This is a genomic window from Kribbella sindirgiensis, assembly GCF_004331435.1.
Classification (GTDB): Bacteria; Actinomycetota; Actinomycetes; order Propionibacteriales; family Kribbellaceae; genus Kribbella; species Kribbella sindirgiensis.
Genome location: NZ_SJKA01000001.1, coordinates 288192 through 309260, shown reverse-complemented (window position 1 = coordinate 309260; position 21069 = coordinate 288192). Strand labels below are relative to the sequence as shown.

General features: G+C 67.3%; 21 protein-coding genes and 1 tRNA gene. 11 read left to right on the top strand and 11 right to left on the bottom strand.

Going from position 1 to position 21069, the window contains the following annotated elements:
- Positions 1 to 61 precede the first annotated feature (61 nt).
- The 4 genes from E0H50_RS01530 (at position 62) to E0H50_RS01515 (ending at position 3757) form a co-directional block, all read left to right on the top strand.
- Complete coding sequence (locus tag E0H50_RS01530; RefSeq protein ID WP_238150704.1) at positions 62 to 850, top strand: hypothetical protein; 789 nt, start codon at positions 62 to 64, stop codon at positions 848 to 850.
- On the top strand, positions 850 to 1689 hold the full coding sequence (locus tag E0H50_RS01525; protein WP_238150703.1) for a DUF4097 family beta strand repeat-containing protein: 840 nt from the start codon (positions 850 to 852) through the stop codon (positions 1687 to 1689). The genes E0H50_RS01530 and E0H50_RS01525 overlap by 1 nt, the downstream gene beginning before the upstream one ends.
- Before the next feature lie 109 nt (positions 1690 to 1798).
- Complete coding sequence (locus E0H50_RS01520) at positions 1799 to 2044, top strand: hypothetical protein (RefSeq protein ID WP_131283935.1); 246 nt, start codon at positions 1799 to 1801, stop codon at positions 2042 to 2044.
- A gap of 198 nt (positions 2045 to 2242) precedes the next feature.
- Entirely contained in the window at positions 2243 to 3757 is a 1515-nt protein-coding gene (locus tag E0H50_RS01515) for a hypothetical protein (protein ID WP_131283933.1), read from the top strand.
- Positions 3758 to 3802: 45 nt separating this feature from the next.
- Here E0H50_RS01515 and dcd read toward each other — a convergent pair whose 3' ends face one another.
- Together dcd and E0H50_RS01505 are read right to left on the bottom strand one after the other, a co-directional pair.
- Positions 3803 to 4378 (bottom strand): dCTP deaminase, encoded by a 576-nt coding sequence (gene dcd, locus E0H50_RS01510; protein WP_131283931.1) that lies wholly within the window; start codon positions 4376 to 4378, stop codon positions 3803 to 3805.
- Positions 4379 to 4523: 145 nt separating this feature from the next.
- Positions 4524 to 4964 (bottom strand): MarR family winged helix-turn-helix transcriptional regulator, encoded by a 441-nt coding sequence (locus E0H50_RS01505; RefSeq protein WP_130388106.1) that lies wholly within the window; start codon positions 4962 to 4964, stop codon positions 4524 to 4526.
- A 448-nt stretch (positions 4965 to 5412) separates the two neighbouring features.
- Here E0H50_RS01505 and E0H50_RS01500 point away from each other — a divergent pair.
- From E0H50_RS01500 to E0H50_RS01490, 4 genes are all read left to right on the top strand, one after another.
- Positions 5413 to 5483: transfer RNA gene (locus tag E0H50_RS01500), tRNA-Gly, on the top strand.
- Positions 5484 to 5649: 166 nt separating this feature from the next.
- A complete protein-coding gene (locus E0H50_RS42730) occupies positions 5650 to 5823 on the top strand; it encodes a hypothetical protein (RefSeq protein ID WP_165546970.1) in 174 nt (57 codons plus the stop codon).
- A gap of 86 nt (positions 5824 to 5909) precedes the next feature.
- The gene (locus E0H50_RS01495) at positions 5910 to 6314 is read left to right on the top strand and encodes a DUF4260 domain-containing protein (RefSeq protein WP_131283930.1); all 405 of its coding nucleotides are present in this window, start codon (positions 5910 to 5912) and stop codon (positions 6312 to 6314) included.
- A gap of 2 nt (positions 6315 to 6316) precedes the next feature.
- Complete coding sequence (locus E0H50_RS01490; protein WP_131283929.1) at positions 6317 to 6841, top strand: hypothetical protein; 525 nt, start codon at positions 6317 to 6319, stop codon at positions 6839 to 6841.
- Here the strand turns inward: E0H50_RS01490 and E0H50_RS01485 are convergent.
- The 5 genes from E0H50_RS01485 to E0H50_RS01465 form a co-directional block, all read right to left on the bottom strand.
- On the bottom strand, positions 6833 to 7789 hold the full coding sequence (locus E0H50_RS01485; RefSeq protein WP_131283928.1) for a phosphotransferase: 957 nt from the start codon (positions 7787 to 7789) through the stop codon (positions 6833 to 6835). The genes E0H50_RS01490 and E0H50_RS01485 overlap by 9 nt on opposite strands.
- A 16-nt stretch (positions 7790 to 7805) precedes the next feature.
- Entirely contained in the window at positions 7806 to 8669 is an 864-nt protein-coding gene (locus E0H50_RS01480) for a galactose-binding domain-containing protein (RefSeq protein WP_131283927.1), read from the bottom strand.
- A complete protein-coding gene (locus tag E0H50_RS01475) occupies positions 8666 to 10237 on the bottom strand; it encodes an alkaline phosphatase D family protein (RefSeq protein WP_131283926.1) in 1572 nt (523 codons plus the stop codon). Before E0H50_RS01475 ends, E0H50_RS01480 begins: the two co-directional genes overlap by 4 nt.
- Positions 10238 to 10336: 99 nt before the next feature.
- Positions 10337 to 11140 carry a hypothetical protein gene (locus E0H50_RS01470; protein WP_131283925.1) on the bottom strand — a complete coding sequence of 268 codons (804 nt, stop codon included), beginning with the start codon at positions 11138 to 11140 and terminating at the stop codon, positions 10337 to 10339.
- A gap of 87 nt (positions 11141 to 11227) precedes the next feature.
- Positions 11228 to 13378, bottom strand: coding sequence for a (Fe-S)-binding protein (locus E0H50_RS01465; protein ID WP_131283924.1), 2151 nt, complete (start codon positions 13376 to 13378; stop codon positions 11228 to 11230).
- Positions 13379 to 13568: 190 nt separating this feature from the next.
- Here E0H50_RS01465 and E0H50_RS01460 point away from each other — a divergent pair, with 190 nt between their 5' ends.
- The gene (locus tag E0H50_RS01460) at positions 13569 to 14084 is read left to right on the top strand and encodes a hypothetical protein (RefSeq protein ID WP_131283922.1); all 516 of its coding nucleotides are present in this window, start codon (positions 13569 to 13571) and stop codon (positions 14082 to 14084) included.
- 1 nt (position 14085) lies between these two features.
- Here the strand turns inward: E0H50_RS01460 and E0H50_RS01455 are convergent, their stop codons facing one another.
- Complete coding sequence (locus E0H50_RS01455) at positions 14086 to 15537, bottom strand: GAF domain-containing protein (protein WP_131283921.1); 1452 nt, start codon at positions 15535 to 15537, stop codon at positions 14086 to 14088.
- Positions 15538 to 15620: 83 nt separating this feature from the next.
- On the opposite strand from E0H50_RS01455, the gene adh reads away from it, so the two are divergent.
- Positions 15621 to 17144 carry an aldehyde dehydrogenase gene (gene adh, locus E0H50_RS01450; protein ID WP_131283919.1) on the top strand — a complete coding sequence of 508 codons (1524 nt, stop codon included), beginning with the start codon at positions 15621 to 15623 and terminating at the stop codon, positions 17142 to 17144.
- Complete coding sequence (locus tag E0H50_RS01445) at positions 17145 to 17522, top strand: DUF779 domain-containing protein (protein ID WP_131283917.1); 378 nt, start codon at positions 17145 to 17147, stop codon at positions 17520 to 17522. It abuts the gene before it with no gap.
- Positions 17523 to 17568: 46 nt separating this feature from the next.
- On the opposite strand, the gene E0H50_RS01440 is transcribed toward E0H50_RS01445, so the two are convergent.
- The 3 genes from E0H50_RS01440 to E0H50_RS42725 are packed head-to-tail and all read right to left on the bottom strand — an operon-like array spanning position 17569 to position 20820.
- A complete protein-coding gene (locus E0H50_RS01440; protein ID WP_131283915.1) occupies positions 17569 to 18054 on the bottom strand; it encodes a hypothetical protein in 486 nt (161 codons plus the stop codon).
- Between the two features lie 17 nt (positions 18055 to 18071).
- The gene (locus tag E0H50_RS01435) at positions 18072 to 20543 is read right to left on the bottom strand and encodes a GH116 family glycosyl-hydrolase (RefSeq protein ID WP_131283913.1); all 2472 of its coding nucleotides are present in this window, start codon (positions 20541 to 20543) and stop codon (positions 18072 to 18074) included.
- Positions 20527 to 20820: a hypothetical protein gene (locus tag E0H50_RS42725; RefSeq protein WP_165546969.1), complete on the bottom strand. Its 294-nt coding sequence runs from the start codon at positions 20818 to 20820 to the stop codon at positions 20527 to 20529. The genes E0H50_RS01435 and E0H50_RS42725 overlap by 17 nt, the downstream gene beginning before the upstream one ends.
- Between the last annotated feature and the right edge of the window lie 249 nt (positions 20821 to 21069).

The window sequence follows — 21069 nt, the reverse complement described above, 5'->3', positions numbered from 1 at the left end:
ATTGTGCCTTTGGCGGCACGGTGACATCAGCGGGGGTTGACAGTGACGTCACGATGACGTCATGCTTGCTGTCATGGAACTTGACCACTACCTCGAGTCGGTCCGGCGGAGCGTTGAGAACGCCACCGCCCTGGCCGACGAGCAAACCCGCTCCGTGGCTCAGCGCCTCGGGGCAACGCTGGATGACGCGGGCCGCCTGGCCCTCATCTCAGCCCTGTCCGACGCCGCCGGGGAGATCAGCCGCGAGCTGTCCCCGGGTTCGGTCGAGCTCCGGATGGCCGGCGGCCGCCCGGAGTTCGTGGTCACGCCGGCGCCCAGCCAGCTGACCGGTCCGGACGAGACCGAAGAAGACATCGACGACGACACCGACGCCGAGGCCGACGAGCAGTTCGTGTTCGACGCCGACGAGCCGACCGCACGGATCACGCTGCGGCTGCCGATGTCGATCAAGAACAAGGTCGACGAGGCCGCCAACGCCGAGGGCATCTCCTCGAACGCGTGGCTGATGCGCACCGTGATGACCGAGCTCAGCGAGCGCCGCCGCGGCGGCCCCCGCCCGCCGCGGCCGCCGCGCCCGCCGCGTGGCCCGGTGTTCGGCCCGGAGGGCCCACTGGGTCCCAACGGACCGCTCGGCCCCGACGGGGTCTTCGGCCCGAACGGCGTGTTCGGCCCGAACGGCCCGTTCGGCGAGGAAGGCGTCTTCGGCCAGGACCGCGGCCGGTTCGAACGCGACCGGCGCCGTGACGACCGGGACCGCCGCCGCGAGGACAAGGACCGGCGCCGCGAGGACAAGGAACGCCGCCGCGGCGGACACGGCCCGGGCCAGCGACTGACGGGATGGGCGGAATGATGAGCGGCTTCAGCCAGCAGATCGTCGACGACGAGAACGACCCGATCGAGCGGATCCGGATCGACATCGGCTCCGGCCTGGTCGAGATCACCGCCAACGCCGACGGCAAGGGCACCGCGGTCTCGGTCGACGTCGACAGCGGGCCCGAGGAGGACGTGACCGTCGAGGTCGTGGACGGCGAGCTGATCGTCGAGGGACCGCAGCGGAACGTTCGTCGCGGGCCGGAGATCCAGGTCCGGATCGCCACCTCCGCGGTGCTCGACGCCCGGGTCAAGACCGGGTCCGGCGACATCACCGCGGACGTGCCGCTCGGCTCGGCGCGGCTCTCGACCGGCTCCGGCGACGTCCGGCTGACCCGGGTCGAGAACGAGCTCGGCGTCAACACCGGCAGCGGTGACGTCAAGGTCGAGTCGGCCGCCGGCGCGGTCCGGGCCGGTACCGGTTCGGGCTCGATCGACATCGAGGAGGCCGGTGACGCGCTCGGCCTGAGCACCGGCTCCGGCGATGTCACGATCGGCGACGCGGCCGGTCCCACCTCCGTCAAGGTCGGCTCGGGGGACATCACCATCGAGCGGATCCGCGACCACTCGGTCGCCACCTCCGGCTCCGGCGACGTGAAGGTCGAGATCGCCGACGGGCCGAGCGTCCAGGCCGAGACGGCCCGGGGCGACGTACAGATCGGGGTCCCGGACGGACTTCCGACGTACCTGGACCTGAAGACGGTCACCGGACGGATCCGGTGTGATCTCGAGCCCGGCCAGAAGCCGGCCGAGGGGGACCGCGCCCTGATGCTGCGCGCCCGCACGGTCTCCGGCGACATCACCGTCGTCAAGGTCTGACCCGACCACCACCAGCAACACCGCACGAGGTCCCGCCACTGGGGGCGGGACCCGGGCGAAGCATTGCCTGAAACCACAGCACGGGGACCGAGCGAAGGGGAGCACGATCATGTTGAGCGAACAGCAGGAAGTTGCCCGTTACCGCGTCGAGGACCAGTTGCGGAGGATCGAGGCACGAGCACTGCGGTACAACGGCAAGCCCCGGATCAGGACGCGGACGCGGTTCGCGGGCTGGTTGCACAAGCTGGCCGACCGGCTGGAGCCCGCCTCCCGCCGCCTGACCGAGCCGGCCATCCGGCCGCTGACCGAGTCCCAGCCCCGCCACCGCGGGACCGGTCTCTCGATCGTCCGGTGAACGGCGTACCGCTGACCGGCGTACCGGCGGCGATCTGCGCCGTCCTCGAGCGGCTCGGCCTGGTCGGCGCCGGATCGCCGCTCCGCCGCCAGTAGTTGCAGCTTGCTGCAATGCCTGTGGATAACCGCCCGGACGGACCCGTGAACACTGCTAGCGTTCAGTCGATCATTCTCGGTCGACCTGGGAGAGATACCAACGATGTTGCGTCCGATGGTGGCAACCACAGCTGTCACCGCTGCTCTGATCCTGCTGGCCGGCTGCGGCGGCGACGACAAGAAGGCCGACTCGGGGTCGGAGAACAACGGCGGCCAGTCCACAGCCGCCTCGAGCACGCCGTCCACCCCGACCGCCCCGTCATTCGACCCGCCGAAATCCTTCGCCCCCGCGGCAGCGTACCCGGCGATCGAGGAGAAGGGCCGGTCCACCGTGGACGAGTCCCAGATGGGCATCGCCGGCCAGGTCGCGCTCGTCGGTAGCTGGGCGGGCCTGAGCGGCCACGACGTTGCCAACCCGACCAACACCTGGACGGTCAAGTCCGCCGAGGCCGAGACCACCGAGGTCTACGACGCCTCCAGGCCGATGGCGGCGAAGCTCGACGGCAAGGACGTCGCGATCGTCGCGTACGCCGAAGCCGACAAGGGCAGCGGCACGCAGAAGCCGGCGGGTCTGGTCGTTGTCCACTGGATCGACGTGGCGTCCGGGAAGAAGGTCGCCGAGGTGACCGCGAAGGTGAGCACGCTGCAGGACACCGGCAACACCAGCGGCGTCCCGAACCTCAGGGCCCAGGCATACGACCCGGAGACCGGCCAGGTCGCCATCGGCGTGACCACGGCCGGTGTCATGAACGGCGAGTACCAGACGGTGTATGCGGATCCCGCCACGCAGAAGTCCACGATCGTCCCGGGGATGAACCCGGCCGCCGTGCACGCCGGCGTGGTTGCGGGATCGAAGGGCTCGCAGTCCGACAACAGCGCCGACGGCACCGCGCTGCTCGTCGACGGCGCGAGCGGCAAGGTCACGAAGCAGCTCCCGCTGAAGCAGGCCTACCTGACGCCGCTGACCGGCGGCGCCAAGCACGCGTACTTCTACGGCATGGCGTACACGGACTACGGCCAGGGGACCAAGGCCGACACGATCTTCTCGGTCGACCTGTCGACCGGCGCCGTGGCGCCGACGACACCCGCGACCAAGTTCGAGTCCGATGTCACCATCGAGTGTCTCCCGGACCAGGCCTCCGCGGTCGTCTGCCTCATCAAGTCGATTCGCAGCGGTCCCCTCGAGGTCCTCGGCTTCGACGACACCACCGGCAAGAAGACCTGGGGCTTCACGGAAACCGCGGGCTCCCGCGTCGTACCCAACGTGACGGCCGCGTTCCACGGCGTCATCTACGCGCAGACTGAGGCGCAGCCGGTGCTGCTGGACGCGAAGACCGGTGCGGACCTGCCGAGCGGATCCTCCTCGAGCAGCCCGAGCTCGAGCGACACCCCCTCCTCCGGTGACACGCCTTCGTCGAGTGACACCCCGTCCGGCAATGACTCGCCGACGGGCAACGAGTCCCCCGGAAACGGTGACCTCGGTCTGTTCGACGGCAAGATGCGCTCGCCGCAGGCCGTCTCGCCGTACGGCGGTGTCTACCGTCAGCTGCCGACCGGCGACAACTACGGCTCCCCCCGGGTCGAGTCGGTCTGCATCTTCCTCAAGCCGACTGCCTGACCTGGCCGAAAGGCCCCGGGACGAGAGTCTCGGGGCCTTGCCTGTCTATACGTCGGTGCGGTGGAAGTTCTTGTAGGAGCGGGACGGTGTCGGGCCGCGCTGGCCCTGGTAGCGGGAGCCGTACTTCGACGAGCCGTACGGGTGCTCGGCGGGGGAGGACAGCCGGAAGAAGCACAGCTGGCCGATCTTCATCCCGGGCCAGAGCTTGATCGGCAGCGTCGCGACGTTCGAGAGTTCGAGCGTCACGTGGCCGGAGAAGCCGGGGTCGATGAAGCCCGCCGTGGAGTGGGTCAGCAGGCCGAGACGGCCCAGCGACGACTTGCCCTCGAGCCGGGCGGCGACGTCGTCGGGCAGCGTGACGAGCTCGTACGTCGATCCCAGGACGAACTCACCGGGATGCAGGATGAACGCCTCGCCGCCCTCGGGCTCGACGAGCCGGGTCAGATCGGGCTGTTCCTCGGCCGGATCGATATGCGGGTACTTGTGGTTCTCGAAGACCCGGAAGAACCGGTCCAGCCGTACGTCGACGCTCGACGGCTGCACCATCGCAGCATCGAACGGATCCAGCTGGACCCGCTTCGCGTCGAGCTCGGCCAAGATGTCACGGTCGGAGAGCAGCACGGTCGCACGTTAGCAGCGTGCCGCTCGTCCGCACAGTTCGAGTTGCCGGTCAGGCCCGTTTCCCGCGCCTGGTGGTGAGTCGTCCGGAGCCCTCAGCTCCCCGGCGGGAGCACACCACCAGACCGTGGGCCTGAGGCAACTATCTTCAGTTGGCCAGCTTGTTGAACTTCGACACCTGGGTGGCGAAGGTCTTCACCTGCGCCGGCGACCAGTCCTTGAGCAGGTCCTCGATCACCTTGTGGCGCTTCTTCCGGGCCGCCGTCAGCTTGCGCTTGCCGGCCGCGGTCAGCGTCAGCAGGGTCGCCCGCGCGTCCGACTTGTCGGCGGCCCGCTTCAGCAGACCTTCCTCCTCGAGTCGCGCACAGGCCCGGCTGACCGGACCCTTGTCCACCTCGAGTGCTGCCACCAGGTCGGCCATCCGCACCGGTGCCAGCTCCTCCACGTGGTTCAGCAACGCGTACTGCGCCGGCTCCAGGTCCGGATGCGCCTCGTCGGACAGCGTCCGCTGCAGACCGCGCAGCCGCCGTGCCAACGTGACGAGTTCCTTCTCCAGGTTGTCCACCGCGTCAGTTGTGTCTGTTGCCACCGTTCACCCCTTCATCCAGTTGCCCCGCAACCATCTTGTCCGGTCCCGGCGAGGACCGCATCCTCACGTTGCGTCGAATGTTGCCCCCGGCAACGCGTTCTAATCTGCCAGAAGATGACGAACCTGCCCAGTCCTGAACGTGCCCTTTGTGAAAAACTGCCCAAGAACCCCCGGTGCAAACCGTTCATCCCCCTCTTTTCGATGCGCTCGGCACCTTCCCACCCCATTCCCCCTGACCCGGCAACAACTGCCCCGGCCCCCCACCGGACCTCGCGCGGCCAGGGCACAGGCGCCGGGGCCAGGAGACAGGCAATAACCTGTCTCCTGCCCCCGCGGGGGTAGTCCTGGCCCGGTTCGGCGCCGCTGATTGGCGCGGCGCGCCGGGCCCGTGGTGCCGGCACCTTGGCACATCAGCTATGCTCGTCACCGCTGTCGGGAGACCGGCCGCGCGGGTGTAGTTCAATGGCAGAACATCAGCTTCCCAAGCTGACAGTGCGGGTTCGATTCCCGTCACCCGCTCAGCAGAGAACCCCGCAGGTCAGAGGCCAGTTTCCGACCTGCGGGGTTCGTCGTGTCACCGGTCTGAACCGGCCGCGTGCCCGATGTGACCGCGAACGCGCCGTCCTCGTCGTCTCCGTCCTGGTCGTCCCTGTCCGCCGTGCGCAGTTCGTCCAGATGTTCTGACATGGCTTGGGCGAGGAACCGTTGCCGACTGTCGCGGGTGTGGATGTACCGGACGGCGGCTCGGGTGCTCGCGTGGCCCGCCCTCGGTGCCGCGGCGATGGCCTGCAACCCCGAACGCGCCATCCACCAACTCGAAGCCATGGGCTATCACGTCACCCTCAACAACGCGTCCTGAAACGCCTCCGACGCGAAGACCACCGTGGTGAATCTTCGCGTCAGAGAGGGCAGTTTCTGACCTGGCGTTGTGACTAGGCTGCGGCCGTGAGGACTGACGAATCGCGCGGCCACGGATGGCATCTCTTGTTCATGGCTCGGAGTCCGTGGCCGCCGCTCGCGATCTTTCTTGCCGCGTTCGCAGTCTTCGAGAGCCTCAAGTACGGCGTGTCGGCCATAGCCGCTGCCCTGGCGTTCTTCGCGCTGCCCGACGTAGCCCGGCTCGTGGGCGTTCGCCCGCCAGGGTTGGTGTACCAAGCCGTGCACCGTGTTTGGATTCCGCTTGTGGTGCTGATCGTTTACTCCTTCGGGCCGATCGCCTGGCCGCCCATCTTCACGGCCGCTCTCGGTTGGTTGACCCGCATAGCCGTCAACGGGGCGATTGCTCACGTACGACGAGTCCTCGGGAAACGCTCAGGCGCCTTTCGGGGGGCAGACCAGTTCCCAAGCTGACAGTGTCGTCCGGTTACGCAGTCTTTCTGAACGGTGGATATGGCGTCGGGAAGTCGTCGACGCTCGAGCATGTCGGGGATCTGCTCGCGAACGGCGGCCGGCCGTTCAGCTTGATGGATGTGGACTGGTTCCATCGGTCCTGGCCGCCTGCTGAGCAGGACAATGCTCTGATCGAGGCACACAACATCGCCGCGGTCTGGAAGTGCTATCGGTCAGTGGGTCCGCGGCAGTTGGTGATGTGTGGAGTGATCAGTAGCACGGTTGCTTGGGAGCGATACGCGGCAGCTGTTGAGCAGCCTGTTCGGTTGGTTCGGCTTACTGCCGACGGCGACGTCACCAGGAAACGATTGCGGGGGCGGTACAGCGCGAGTCAGCGGGCGGCTTTGGAGTGGCATCTGGAGCGATGCGATGAGATCGCGGCGCGGCTTGAGGCTGCGGACCTGGACGAGTTGGTGATTGACACCAGCAGGATCGGGCCGGAGGAGGTTGCCGCACGCACCTTGCGGCACTTCGGTCTTTCAGAGTGAATCGAGCGTTTGCGTTGTTCGGTGGAGTTTGTCGAGGGTGGCGGGTAGGTCCCGCAGGGTGTTGCTGATCGCGGTCTCGACTTCGGTGTGGTTGCCCATCCATCGGGGTGCGGTTGTCTCGCCGAGGGCGACTCGGATGTGTTCGGCGAGGACCTGGATGACGTTTCTTGCCACGCTGAGGAAGAGGTCCTGGCCGGCCCATCCGAGTTCGCCGCCCGCTGCGACGTACGCGGTGAGGATTCGCTTGATCTGCTCGGGTTCGCCGCGGCCGAAGATGTACGCCGATCTACCGGCCTCGAGGGCTGCGCTATCCGTCCGCACGCTGTCCCAGTCGACCAGCACAGGGCCTGACGGTGACATGACGATGTTGTGGGTCTTGAAGTCGCCATGCGTTGTCACGAGGTCCGGTACGTCGTCGCAGAGCTCGGCAATGCGCGCGGAGATCGCGAGGATGTGCGGAAGGCTGTCACTCTCCAGTCTCCAGTTACGCTTCCGGGTCTCGGCGAACCAGGCCTCCCAGGTCTCCGGTGGATGGACCGCTTGCCGCCACCACTGAGGCAAGCCGGCGCGACCGAGCGGCTGCAACTGATGGACCTGCGCCATCGTCCGGCCGAGCCAGGTTGAGATGTCGGGTACGCGCGTTCGGGGCTCGATCCATCGGTAGACCCGAAACAGCTGGTCCTCGACGCGGCTCACCCAACCGATGAGAGGGTCGATCGGCATGACCGGGTCCGGCGTGTGCACGCCGGACGCGAGTGCCCGGCGCTCGAACTCCATCGCGACCGTCAGTTCATGCACATCCACAGCCGGCAGATACCCCTTGACGAAGTAGCTGCCGGTTGAGGTGTTCAGCCGCCAGGTGTCCGCGTCGCCGCGCCGGACATGGATGAGGTCACCGTCCGGTGCGCCCAGCTCGAATGCGAGCGCGATTCCTTCTGCACTAGGCATGACTCAAATGATTGACCTAGGTTCCGTAAACCTCGAGTTCGACGATGCGGGAGTAGGTGTGGTCGTTGCCGTCGAGGCAGAGGATGCGTACAGCTTCCGCCTGCACCGGGTCAAAGGTCGTTGTGACGTGGCCCAGGGTGTTGCCACGGACCTGGGCGACGGTCTGCCACGCGCCCCCGACCTTCGCCTGGACATCCCAGTCGCGGAGGCCGTTGAGCCGGGCCGGGTACTTCACCGAGTCGAGCGTGTAGAGCTCCACCCGGTTCACCGTGGCCGGTGCTGACAGCGCGACGTCGTACGTGTCGGGGAAGACCGCGCGGGTCCCGTCGTTCCAGCCGGTCAGGGTGTCCCAGTGTTCGGGGTCCTTGTCGCCGTCGACGGCGCCGCAGAGCGTGAAGTTGCCGTGGGTGGAGGACGCCGTCGCCTGCTCGCCGAGTGCGAGGTTGTCGCCGGGACCCTTCGACGGAAGCGGCTCGACCGTCACCGGGACGGTCAGGCGGTTCCGGTCGACCTCGACGTCGATCTTGTACGCACCGGGCTTGGTGTCGCGCGGGACCCGGACCTCGACCGGCGCGGACACCGGCTGATCGGGATCGACCGCGGGCAGCCACGACGAGAAGAGCGTGCGGGACAGCTGTAGCGGACCGGTCGGCTCGAGCGTCAGGTCGGCGTACCGGTCCTGGCTGCCGGTGTTGGTCATCGTCAGGTTGAGGGTGCTGGGGAAGCAGGGGAGGCCGACGACGCTCAGCTGCTCCGGCGCGACGCTCACCGCCACATCGGAGGAGGGGGAAGAGGTTGCCGCAGGCATCGAGCTGGAACCGAGCAGGGCGGCGGCGACGATCGTGCCGGCCGCGACGACGGTCTGTCGGGGGATCCTCATTTCTGCACCTCCGCGATGCCGGGGCGGCCGTCCTCGACGAGGAGCTTGGCGCGGGTGCTCACGGTGCCGCCCTGGACGGACACCTTGTCGACGACGCGGTAGTCGGAGATCCATCGCTGCGGCGTGACGGAGCAGCTGACGTACCCGCGCTGGAAGTTGCCGAACTTCATGTGCGCGTTCTCCCGCAGCAAGGTCGCGCCGCCGGGATCGAGGTCCTGACCGTCGATCCCGGACGTGATCGACGTGCCGACGAACTCGGCGCCGACCGTCGCCGACGCGGGGTCGTCGAAGTCCAGCTTCAGGTCCGACGCCACGCTGCGGTGCAGGTCGCCCGCGATCGACACCAGGTTGCGGACCTTGCGCTGCACCGCGCCGCCGAGGATCCGGTTCCGGGACGCCTCGTACCCGTCCCAGGTGTCCATCGGGACGAGCACTTCCGGCCCGTCCTTCGTGTCCAGCCGGGCGATCGCGGTCTGGTGCGCCAGCACGTTCCAGCGCGTCTGCGACGCGGCCCAGCCGTCGAGCAGCCACTTCTCCTGCGCGTCACCGGTGATCGTGCGCGCGGGGTCCTTGGTTTCCGGACCGGGCGCCTTCGTGCCGTCGCCGTACGCCTGGTCCGACCGGTACTGCCGCGTGTCGAGCACGTTGAACTCCGCGAGCCGCCCGTACCTGATCCGCCGGTACAGCTGCATGTCCGGGCCCTTCGGCAGTTGCGCGAGTCGCAGCGGCATGTGTTCCCAGTACGCGCGGAACGCGTTGGCCCGGCGTACCCGGAACTGGGCCGGCGGCGCACTCGGATGCGCCTCGTCGGCCCAGTTGTCGACGACCTCGTGATCGTCGAGCGTCACGATCCAGGGCGCCCGAGCGTGCGCGTCCTGCAGGTCGGGATCCATTTTGTACGCCGCATAGCGCTGCCGGTACTCGTCCAGCGTCACGGTCTGCTGGGTGATGTACGGCTCGTTCGAATGCGGCCGGATGCCACGGTCGATCCCGAACTCGTAGATGTAGTCGCCGAGGAAGAACACCACGTCGTGGTCGCGCTTCGCCATATCGGCGTACGCCGTGTACCAGCCCTCCCACCACGCCTGGCAGGACGCGAACGCCAGCGAGAGTTCAGGAACGACAGCGTCGTACGCCGGTGCTGTCTTCGTCCGCCCGACCGGGCTGAGCTGCCCGTTCACCCGGAAGCGGTACCAGTACTGCCGCCAAGGCCGGAGGCCTCGTACGTCGACGTGTACCGAGTGACTCGCTTCGGGACCGGTTCTGGCTGTGCCGGAGCGGACGATGCGGTGGAAGCGCTCGTCCTCCGCGACTTGCCACTGCACCTCGACCGGCCGCCGGTCCATCCCGCCGAACGGCGCGAGTGGATCGGGGGCCAGCCGGGTCCAGATCACCACCGCGTCCGGCAACGGATCGCCGGACGCGACACCGAGCGTGAACGGATCCCGCCGGTCGACCCGGCCCGTCCAGCCCGCTGCGGCCGTCTTGATCTCCGGAAGACTGCCGCTCAGCGCGAGCGCCGCCGCCGCTCCGCTGACGGTGAGGAAATTGCGTCGTGTAGTCGGCATCGGCACCCACCCACCCGATCATCCTGAGGTGATCACATCCGTAACGGGAGATTACGAGAAGTTCACACCATGGGGTGGGAAAATGACCGATTCCGGCCGTTAGCGAGAGACGATCTGGCTCGCCGACGGCGCAGTGATCTCCACCGGCCTGTTGTAGCCGGTCATATCCATCACCATCGACACACCGCTCAGGTCGAACGTCAGCCGCCGGATCAGGTGCGCCTTGTCCATGAACATCGAGTAGGTCAGCGTCGACGGGACACCGGCTGGGACCTTCTTGCCCTGCGCGGCGAGCGCCTTCGCGGTGTTGACGGTCACGTCGTACCGGTCGAGCGTCTCCCCGAGTACAAACTCGGTGCCGACGAACTTGGCGTCGATCATGCTGGAGCCGAAGGACTTGTAGATCTTGGTCGGGTCGCCGCCCTCGACCAGTTCGGAGAGCTGGTTGTTCAGACCGGACTTGAACTTCACGAACTTCCCGGCCGGCGTCAGCCCGGGCATCGACACGTAGGCGATGTTCTTGATCACGATGGTCTTCGCGGTCTTGCCGTCGAAGGCGGCGCCAGTCATCTCCATGGACATCGCGACCGGGTTCGCGGTCTGGTAGCCGTCCATGGTCAGCATTGGGGCGCCGTTGGCGGTCATCGTGCCGGTGATGTGCCAGGACCGCTGCTTGGCGATCGCCGAGGTCATCGCGGGGACGAATGTCACGCGGTTCAGGTGGGTGACGGTTGCCGGCTTCGCGGGTGCGGCCGTGTTGGTGACGTCCGGCTTCGGTGCGGCCGTTGTGGTGGCCGGGGTCGACGGCTTGTAGCCGGTGGCCTTCGGCTCTCCGCCGCAGGCGGCCAGGCCGAGGGCGAGTGGTACTGCGGCCGCGGTGGCCACGGCGGCGCGGAACTTCATGATGCGTTTTCCTCCCCAGGTGATGCAGACGGTGGATCCTATGGTCTGGACCACCCGGGGCGGAAGGGATTTGCAGCTAGTTGCAGGTCAGCTTTCGCCACGTTTTACAGAAGCCAGGAGCAACTGGGCGACGTCCTGAACCTCGACGGTCTCGCGGGCCGATCCGTCCGCCTGCTTGGCGGTGAGGCCGTCGGACAGCATCACCCGGCAGAACGGGCAGCCGGTGGCGATCTTGTCGGCGCCGGTCTCGACCGCCTCGGTGGTCCGGTTCAGGTTGATCCGGGTGCCGAGCTTCTCCTCCATCCACATTCGTGCGCCGCCGGCGCCGCAGCAGAACGACTTCGTCTGGTTCCGCGGCATCTCGGCGTACTCCGCGCCCGGGATGATGTCGAGCAGTTCGCGCGGGGCGTCGTACACCTGGTTGTGGCGGCCCAGGTAGCACGGGTCGTGGTACGTGATCTTCTGGCCGTTGAGCGAGCTGTCGGCCGGGGCGACCGGGGTGAGCTTGCCGTCGCGGACCAGCCGGTTCAGCAGCTGGGTGTGGTGGATGACATCGAGCTCGACGCCCAGCTGGGAGTACTCGTTCTTCAAGGTGTTGAAGCAGTGGGCGCACGTCGACACGACCTTGCGCACGTTGGTTTCCTTGAAGACCTCGGCGTTCTGCATCGCGAGCTGCTGGAACACGAACTCGTTACCGGACCGCCGCGCCGGGTCACCCGTACACGTCTCCCCGTCACCGAGTACGGCGAACGAAACGCCCGCGATGTTCAGCAGCTCGGCCACCGCCTGCGTGGTCTTCTTCGCACGATCCTCGAAGGCGCCGGCGCAGCCGACCCAGAACAGGTACTCGACCTCGTCCAGCGTCTCGACGTCCGAGCCGACCTGCTTGACCTCGAACGGCAGGTCCTTGGCCCAGTCCATCCGGCCGGACGGGTTCATGTTCCACGGATTGCCCTTGTTCTCCAGGCCCTTGAACAGCCCGTTGAGCTCGGACGGGAACGACGACTCGATCAGTACCTGGTACCGGCGCATGTCCATGATCGCGTCGACGTGCTCGATGTCGACGGGGCACTGCTGCACGCACGCGCCACACGACGTACAGGCCCACAGCGCCTCCTCGTCGATCACGGCGACGTCCGCGGGACCGACCAACGGCTTCTCCTGCTCGTCGAGGACCAACTGGGACAGCGACTTGCGGTCGTCCTCAGCGGCCAGCAGGTACGGCGCCTTGGCGTAGGCGTGCTCGCGCAGACCCATCATGATCAGCTTCGGCGACAGCGGCTTGTCCGTGTTCCATGCCGGGCACTGCGACTGGCACCGCCCGCACTCGGTGCAGGTGGTGAAGTCGAGCAGGCCCTTCCAGGTGAAGTCCTCGACCTTGCCGACCCCGAGCGCCGCGTCCTCGTCGAGTTCGTCGATGTTCTCGAAGTCGATCGGAGCGCCGTTGACCATGATCGGCTGCAACGCGCCCAGCGCCGTACCACCATCGGCCTTGCGCTTGAACCAGATGTTCGGCCAGGCGGTGAACCGGTGCCAGGCCACGCCCATCGTGGCGTTCAGCGAGATCGTGATCATCCAGGCGAACGAGATCAGGATCTTGATCATCGCGACCAGGTAGACCGTGTTCTCCAGCGCGTTCTCGGACAGGCCGCCGAACAGACCGGTGCCGATGAAGAACGTGCTGGGGAAGTGGAACTTGGTCCCGGCGCCGAGCTCGTACTCGAGGCCGCGGAGCAGCAGGATGCAGATCAGTACGCCGAGGATCGTGTACTCGACGTAGTACGCCTGCCAGGCGGTGGAGCCGAAGAACCGGCTGTAGCGGCCCTTCTCGCCCTTCGGCAGGTTGCGCAACCGGATCGCCATCAGCCCGATGATCGAGACCAGGCCGGTCCAGGTGAGGAACTCGCTGACCCACTCGAACACGAACCAGTGGCCGATCACCGGCAGCGCCCAGTGCGGGTCGAACAGCTGCCCGAACGCCGTCACCAGGCTGAGGAACAGCCCGATGAAACCGAACGCCACGAACCAGTGCAGGGCGCCGATGTGGCTCCACTGCAGCATCCGGGTGTGGAGCAGCGTCTCCTTGGCGAGGGTGACCGAGCGCTGCCCGGGCTGGTCGGTCCGGCTGACCGGTTGGCCCAGCTTGATGACGGACACGATGTGCCCGATCGTCTTGCCGAACAACGCGACACCGACGGCGGCGATCGCGAGCGAGACGACGATGGCGAGGATCTGCATACCAGCGATGTTATTGGTCGGTTACCCGTCAGTCATGTCTGTGTAGGGCTCGTCACGCCGCCACTTGCCGCTGTCACCAAATCGACACACAGCGTTACAGAAGGTTCGTTGCGCCTGCCGTCGACCGATCCGTAAGTTTCTAACCACTGCAACCGCAGTACCTGTCAATCGGTTTCGGTGGGAGAGAACCATGCGTCTTCGTCGGGGAATCGCTGCTGGAGTACTGATCGCGACCGGTGTGGTGGTGCCGGCCGGGACGGCGGCCGCGGCCAAGTGCAACACCAGCACGGTCTACTGGTATGCACGAGGCGGGCACGAGGTGTACGTCGGAACGAACCTGTACAGCGACTGGATGGAAGGTCCCGGCCGGATCACCTACCAGAAGACCGCCACCTCGGAGTCGAACTCGTCCTGGTCCGGAGACCTCGGCGTGAGCATCCCGCTGGTGATCGCCGAGATCCAGAACAAGTACTCCAAGACCGTCGGGAAATCCCACGCCGTTACCGACAGCTGGTCGTACACGGCCGAGGTTCCGGCCGGAAAGGTACGGCGTCTGCACCAGCTGAAGCAGTCCTGGCGGGTCCAGGTCGTGCGCTGGAAGTACACCACCAGCGACTGCAAGAAGACCAAGGAGGTCAGCAACAAGACCGCCACCTTCCCGACCAAGAACCGCGACTACATGTGGATCCTCGTCGGGCGCGAGTAAGTCAGTCGAGCAGTCTGGTGAGGCGCGCGGAGACGGCGGCGCGGCGTGGGTCGTCCGTCGGCAGCCCGGTGGCGAGGGCCTCGAAGATTTCCAGGTCCTCGGCGCCGGTGCTGGTCTGCGCGAACTGCCACAGCAGGTCGGCGTTGCCGGCGTCGAGGAGCGCGCGGCGGAGGGTGGCGTCGATTTCGTCGCGTTCGGAGCGCAGTGCGGGCGCGTCGGAGCGGGCGAGCAGCGGACCGGCGTACAGCTCGAGGGCCTTCGGGAGGTCGCCGCTGCGGAGGGCTTTTTGTACTTCGGTCACGTCGCCGGTGACGTCCGCGATGATGCGGTACGGCTTGGTGTCGAGGACGCCGCCGCCGAGCAGGTTCCGCAGGCGGTGCATCTCGGCGCGGACCGTGGTCGGGTTGCCCTCGTCGCCGTACAGCTGGAGCATCAGCTGCTCGGCCGTGAGTCCGGTCGGCTGCAGTAGTAACAGTGCGAGTACCTCGGCGCGCCGCAACGTCAGCGCGATCTCGCGGCCGCCGACGATCGCGATCGGCTGGCCCGCGCCGAGCAGCTTCAACCGCAAGGACGGTCGCGTCCGGCGGACCGGCGTACCGGGCATGCGGAGCAGGAAGCCCTCGTCCAGACGCTCCACCAGACCTTCGCGGCCGTCGCCGAGGTCGATGCGGTCCGCACCGTCCGGTACGACGAGGCGGTCGGGCAACCATTCGAGCGGCTGGACCGCGAGCACACGGCCGGTCGGAGTGAGCAAGGCGCCCGGTGCGTCGCCGAGTGCCATCAGGTGCCGCATGTTGCGGGCGCGCAGCATCTCGTCGGCGGCGGCCATCCGGACCTTCAACTGTCCCTCGGCGAGCTGAGCCGCCGCGGTCACGAGCGCGACCATCGCGGGATGCACCGTGCGCAGCGGTCCGGAGACGTCGACCGCGCCGAGCAGCTTGCCGGTGTCGGGATCGTGCACCGGCGCGGCGGCACAGGTCCACTCGTGGATCCGGCGGACCAGGTGCTCGGCCGAGTGGATCTGGACCGGCCGGCCGACGGCGAGCGACGTACCCATGCCGTTCGTGCCGATCTTCTCCTCCGACCAGATCGCACCCTCGGACAGGGCGATCCGGTCGGCCTGGCGTTTCACCTCCGACGATCCCTCGCGCCACAGGATCGTGCCCTGGGCGTCGGTGATGATCATGATGTGCGACGCCTCGTCGGCGATCGTGGTCAGCGTCTGCCGGAGCACCGGGAGGACGGCCTGCAACGGGTGGTTCTCGCGGAGCGCCGCGACCATGTCCTGGTCGACGATCACCGGCGGCGCGTCGAGCTCGGGATCCACCGCCGCCGCCAGAGAGCGCTCCCAGGAAGCGGCGACCAGTGGCCGCGGGTCGGCCGTAGCGCGGCCACCGCCGAGCACTTCGTCGTACAACTCACTCAACCGGCGGGCCTGATCCGGTGCGTCCATGCCGCCTCACTCCACGCTGCAACGTCGGTGCAACGTTCATTCTCCTACCTTCGGTTCAACGTCGGGTATCCGAAGGAGAACCAATGACGATCTTCGCAGCTCCTGGGCAGGATGGCAGCCCGGTCACGTACAAGTCGCGCTACGAGCACTACATCGGCGGCGAATGGGTGCCGCCGGTCAAGGGCGGGTACTTCGAGAACCCGACACCCGTCACCGGTCAGGCCTTCACCGAGATCGCGCGCGGTACGGCGGACGACGTCGAGCGCGCCCTCGACGCCGCCCACGGTGCCGCGCCGGGCTGGGGACGGACGTCACCGGCCGAGCGCGCGAACGTCCTGAACAAGATCGCCGACCGGATCGAGGCCAACCTCGAACTGCTCGCGGTGGCCGAGTCCTGGGACAACGGCAAGGCCGTCCGCGAGACGCTGGCCGCCGACCTGCCGCTGGCGGTCGACCACTTCCGGTACTTCGCCGGCGCGCTGCGGGCCCAGGAGGGCTCGGTGTCGGTGATCGACGACGACACGATCGCGTACCACTTCCACGAGCCGCTCGGCGTGGTCGCGCAGATCATCCCGTGGAACTTCCCGATCCTGATGGCGGTCTGGAAACTGGCGCCCGCGCTGGCGGCGGGCAACGCCGTCGTCCTGAAGCCGGCCGAGCAGACCCCGGCCTCCATCCACGTGCTGATGGAGCTGATCCACGACCTGCTCCCGCCGGGCGTGGTGAACATCGTCAACGGATTCGGCGTCGAGGCCGGCAAACCGCTTGCCTCAAGCAACAGAGTGGCGAAGGTCGCGTTCACTGGTGAGACCACGACCGGCCGGCTGATCATGCAGTACGCGTCCGAGAACATCATCCCGGTGACGCTGGAGCTCGGCGGCAAGAGCCCGAACGTGTTCTTCGCCGACGTCGCGTCCTCCCGGGACGACTTCTACGACAAGGCGCTCGAGGGTTTCACGATGTTCGCGCTGAACCAGGGCGAGGTCTGCACCTGCCCGTCGCGGGCGCTGATCCAGTCGTCGATCTACGACTCGTTCCTCGCCGACGCTGTCGGGCGCACCCAGGCGATCAAGCTCGGCAACCCGCTCGACACCGACACGATGATGGGCGCGCAGGCCAGCAACGACCAGTACGAGAAGATCCTCGCCTACCTCGAGATCGGTCGCTCCGAGGGCGCCCGCGTGGTGACCGGTGGCGCGCCTGCCGAGCTCGGCGGGGACCTGTCCGGCGGGTACTACGTCCAGCCGACGGTCTTCGAGGGCGACAACAAGATGCGGATCTTCCAGGAGGAGATCTTCGGTCCGGTCGTCGCGGTGACGAAGTTCGACGACTACGCCGACGCGATGAAGATCGCCAACGACACGCTGTACGGGCTCGGGGCGGGCGTCTGGTCGCGGGACATCAACACGGCGTACCGGGCCGGCCGGGAGATCCAGGCCGGGCGGGTCTGGACGAACAACTACCACGCGTACCCGGCGCACGCGGCGTTCGGCGGGTACAAGAACTCCGGCATCGGCCGGGAGAACCACAAGATGATGCTCGACCACTACCAGCAGACCAAGAACCTGCTGGTCAGCTACAGCCCCTCGAAGCTCGGGTTCTTCTGAGTGGTCGCGAAGGTGCTGCTCACCGACGAGGCGGCGGAGTGGTTGCGCCGCCTCACCGGGATGCACGGTCCGCTGATGTTCCACCAGTCCGGTGGCTGCTGCGACGGCAGTGCGCCGATGTGTTACCCGGACGGGGAATTTCGTACGGGGTCGGCGGACGTGCATCTCGGTGATCTGGTCGTCGACGGCGTGGAGAAGCCGATCGGTTTCTGGATGTCCGCGAACCAGTACGAGTACTGGAAGCACACCCAGCTCACCGTCGACGTGGTGAAGGGCCGCGGCAGCGGCTTCTCGGTGGAGGCCCCCGAAGGCGTCCGCTTCCTGATCCGCTCCCGCCTCTTCACCGACCAAGAGTCCGCAGAACTAGGACTCCTCTGATCGAGTGCCGACCGTCCGGTGGCGTTGCCGGACGGCCGGCACTCTTCTATTCCTGCAGTACGGCGGCGTAGATCGCGGAACTGTCCCGCTCGTTGTCTTTGTCCTTGCGCCGCAGTATCTCGAGTCGCTGCTCGTCCGTAGCGTTCCGCACCCGCAACGCATCAGCCACATGCGGCCGCTCCACCACGTGCAACCAGAACGTGAGGTCGATCTTCCAGGCGTCCGTGTGCAGCACCGCGTAGAACCGCTCGTCGGTGACGGCCGGCGTCGGCCGCCTCTCACCCCGCTCGTCCCGGAAGTCGACACTGCGCAGCTCTACTCGACCGTTCAGCGTGACCAGCCCGCTGAGGACGGTAGCGGTTGTCGCGTCCGGTGCGTCGAACATGACGTCCAGGTCGCGGTCGACCATCAGTCCGGAGAGCGCGCTGCCGATCAGCACCGGCTGCCACGGGAACGCCGTACCGAGGTCCAGGAGTTGATAGAGCTCCTGAGCCTCGACCTGCAGCGCATGTGCTTGCTCGACGAGGGACATGCCTTCGACGGTAGGGGTCAGGTTGTCGTGATGACCAAGGGTTTTCCGGGGTGGATCGGGGCGTCGATCGGGTACGGCGTGCCGTCGACGTGGATCTCCCGTACGTCGATGGCGCCGGCGTGGCAGGTGATGGTGAGCGTGTCGTCGGACTCCGTGGCGACTCCCCAGCCGGTGTTGGTGGTGAAGGGGAATTGCCAGGTGCCGGCTGAGCGGGCGAGCGCGAGTGGGGCGAAGGTGATCGTCTTGGTGATGGCGTTGTAGCGGTAGCCGGTGAGGGCTTCCAGGGTGGACCAGCCGGCGGCGTTGCGGATGTAGTGGTCGCCGCATTCGATGGGGTTGAAGGGGTTGCGGCGGGTGCCGTCGTAGCGGGTCCAGAGGCCTTGCAGGATGGACATCGCCTCGTCGGTGAGGCCTTCGTAGAGGCAGTGGGCGGCTACCTGGTACTCCGAGCCGGTCCAGACCTCGTCGCAGTACCGCGTGGGGATGTCGGGACGGCCGCCGTGGGGCCAGGTGCACATGAGGAGGCCGGTGTCGTCTCCGTCGGCGAAGACGCGGTACGGGTGGTCGAAGTCGCGGAAGCCGGTCCGCAGGTTGTGCCGTACGACGTTGCGCAGCGCCGTACGCACGTGGTCTTCCGGGAGGAGATAACCGAGGTCGAGCTGGTGCGCCCACCACTGCCCGATCAGCTGGTCGGCGAGGCAGCCGTCGCCCCACTGGAAGTCACGGGTCTCGTCCGGGTCCAGGATCTGCCGGTAGTACTCGCCTGTGAACAGCAGCTCGTCGTACGCCGTGCTGCCCGCGTCGAACAGGCTGCGGTACTCCTTGGCGTCCTCACCGAGCAGGAGCGCCATCTCCTCCGCGGCACGCAGTGCAGCGAGCCAGAGCGTGCCCATGAACGAGTTGACGCCACACAGGTCGATGTCGTGCGTGCTGGGCTGGATGCCACGCAGTACGCCGTCCCGCAGCCACTTGCCGTGGATGTGGTCGAGTAGACGCACTACGTTCGACCAGCGCCCGCGCAGCCAGTCCAGGCCGGCTCCTTGGCGCACCTCTCGGTAGGTCTTGAGTACGTTGCCCAGCATCCCGTCCAGTGCCGGCTCTTCCGGTCCGCCGATCACCACGTCCCACGACTGCTTCATGTAGAGCGGCGCGCGCACCCGGTGCGGGATGTACCCCTCCGGTGCCTGCATGACGTCGTACTCCGTGTCGCGCATGTTCTGATCCAGCGACGGGAAGAGGCGCGACAACGTCTGCTCGTAGTTCCACACGTGCGTGCAGTTGAGCGGGCACGAGCCGCCGTACCGGCCGCCCCACATCGCGGTGGACGCGCCCAGCACGCCCTCGAACCCGAGTACGTCGCCGTCCGCGGTCTGGAAGACGGTTGGGCTCCGTACGTCGGCGGCTAGCGCTGCGAGGCGTGCACCGGTCTCGCCGGGCAGGCTGCTCTGCTCGAACGCCTCGGTCCACGCTGTGGTCTGTGTGTGCAGCTGTGACCAGTTGGCGATGAAGGAGTCGGCGGCCGCGACCGCGTCCGGCGTACGACGGGTGTACGCGTTGCCGAGCCAGAAGCGGCTGTGACCGTACTCCGTGTGCGGTCCGAACTGATTGAAGTCGACATATCGGTTCGGGAAGTGCCACGCGATCAGGAACCGGACCTGGGTCGTCTCGCCCGGCTGGAGGTCGAACGGGACGGCCAACCCGCCGTTCCAGGTGGTCCCAGGTGCGCTCGCGCCGCTCGCCGGGGTCACGGGACCGTTGAGGAAGGCAACGAACTCCTCGGGCCGGGTCCACTGCGCACACACCAGTCCAGGGGCGTCCGTTGCAAGCACCAGCTGACCGGCGCCAGGGTGGTCGACAGGCAGTGTGGTGTTCTCGAGGACCAGGTAGGTCCAGTCGTCGGTCCGGCGGACCCGGTTCGTGTTGCCGCCGTACGAGCTGCAGGCTGTGCCGTCGATCGGGGTGACACCGTCCCAGCCGACCGAGTTCTGGAGGGCACCGGCGAGCTTGCCGTGCACGGCGATGTCACCAGGGTTGTGCAGCGTGAACGTGAACCCGACGACCGGCTGCGAACTGGCGGCCGCTTCGGACGGCACCAGTGGGTTGAACACGTCCAGGCTGATCTCGACCGGAAGCTCCGTCTCGTACTCCACGCGGGCCCGGGGGTAGGTCGCGGACACCTTGGTCGGACCGATCGGCGGGATCACCTCGTGCAGTCGCCGCTCGCCCGCCGGCACGACGTCGTCGGTGACCAGCGGGGTGTCGGTGGGCTCCAGCGGCGGACCCTGCAGCAGCCGGATCTCGTCCAGCGGGGGTTCCACGCGGGACAGGCGGAGGGCGAAGAAGCTGTCCGGCACGTGTCCTTCGTGGTTGCCGATGTTGTGCAGTTGCCACTGCCGCAGTGCACCGTTGCCGGCCAGCGCCACGGTGCCGGTGCCGAGACCTCCCAGCGGCAGCGCGAAGTGTCGAAGGTTCTCACCGGTGTAGTGCATGTTTCTCCGTCCAAGTACCAGTAGAGGCGAACAACGCCACCGGACCGGGGGCGAGCAGCAGAGCCACGAAGACGAGTGCGAGTACGCCGAGTGGCACCAGCGGGGCACGGGGTACCAGGTGGAGCGCGGTGAACCAGAGTGTCCTACCGCGCAGGCCGGCTGTCACTCGGAGCACAACGAGCGCTCCCGCCGTACTGAACAAGAATCCGGACGTCGCGAGCAGCGGCAGCTCACCCCACAGCGCACCGGACGCAACCGGAAGCCGATCCCACCCCAACCCGCGCCTCCTGCCCACCCGTCGAATTTGATGGGTCTGCCAGGCAAATGAGGGGTTCTGCACCCAACCTCAGGGTGAGGAACCCCCGATTTGATGGGTCTGCCAGGCAATTTGGTGGGTCTGCCAGGCAAATGGGGCTCGGCGGCGGGGTGGGTCATGCGCGGGGCCGGCCTTCCAGCAGGGAAATCGATTTCTCAGTGTTCCCGGCAGGATAGCCCTGGGTGCGGAAACCGTGTCAAGGGTGGGCGT

Bases quoted from the DNA above. Each gene is read 5' to 3' on its own strand.
- adh (WP_131283919.1), top strand. From the start codon at position 15,621: ATGACGATCTTCGCAGCTCCTGGGCAGGATGGCAGCCCGGTCACGTAC.
- E0H50_RS01435 (WP_131283913.1), bottom strand. From the start codon at position 20,543: ATGCACTACACCGGTGAGAACCTTCGACACTTCGCGCTGCCGCTGGGA.
- E0H50_RS01530 (WP_238150704.1), top strand. From the start codon at position 62: ATGCTTGCTGTCATGGAACTTGACCACTACCTCGAGTCGGTCCGGCGG.
- E0H50_RS01520 (WP_131283935.1), top strand. From the start codon at position 1,799: ATGTTGAGCGAACAGCAGGAAGTTGCCCGTTACCGCGTCGAGGACCAG.
- E0H50_RS01475 (WP_131283926.1), bottom strand. From the start codon at position 10,237: ATGCCGACTACACGACGCAATTTCCTCACCGTCAGCGGAGCGGCGGCG.
- E0H50_RS01455 (WP_131283921.1), bottom strand. From the start codon at position 15,537: ATGGACGCACCGGATCAGGCCCGCCGGTTGAGTGAGTTGTACGACGAA.
- E0H50_RS01485 (WP_131283928.1), bottom strand. From the start codon at position 7,789: ATGCCTAGTGCAGAAGGAATCGCGCTCGCATTCGAGCTGGGCGCACCG.
- E0H50_RS01465 (WP_131283924.1), bottom strand. From the start codon at position 13,378: ATGCAGATCCTCGCCATCGTCGTCTCGCTCGCGATCGCCGCCGTCGGT.
- E0H50_RS01480 (WP_131283927.1), bottom strand. From the start codon at position 8,669: ATGAGGATCCCCCGACAGACCGTCGTCGCGGCCGGCACGATCGTCGCC.
- E0H50_RS01525 (WP_238150703.1), top strand. From the start codon at position 850: ATGAGCGGCTTCAGCCAGCAGATCGTCGACGACGAGAACGACCCGATC.
- E0H50_RS01515 (WP_131283933.1), top strand. From the start codon at position 2,243: ATGTTGCGTCCGATGGTGGCAACCACAGCTGTCACCGCTGCTCTGATC.
- E0H50_RS42730 (WP_165546970.1), top strand. From the start codon at position 5,650: ATGGCTTGGGCGAGGAACCGTTGCCGACTGTCGCGGGTGTGGATGTAC.
- E0H50_RS01440 (WP_131283915.1), bottom strand. From the start codon at position 18,054: ATGTCCCTCGTCGAGCAAGCACATGCGCTGCAGGTCGAGGCTCAGGAG.
- E0H50_RS01460 (WP_131283922.1), top strand. From the start codon at position 13,569: ATGCGTCTTCGTCGGGGAATCGCTGCTGGAGTACTGATCGCGACCGGT.
- E0H50_RS01470 (WP_131283925.1), bottom strand. From the start codon at position 11,140: ATGAAGTTCCGCGCCGCCGTGGCCACCGCGGCCGCAGTACCACTCGCC.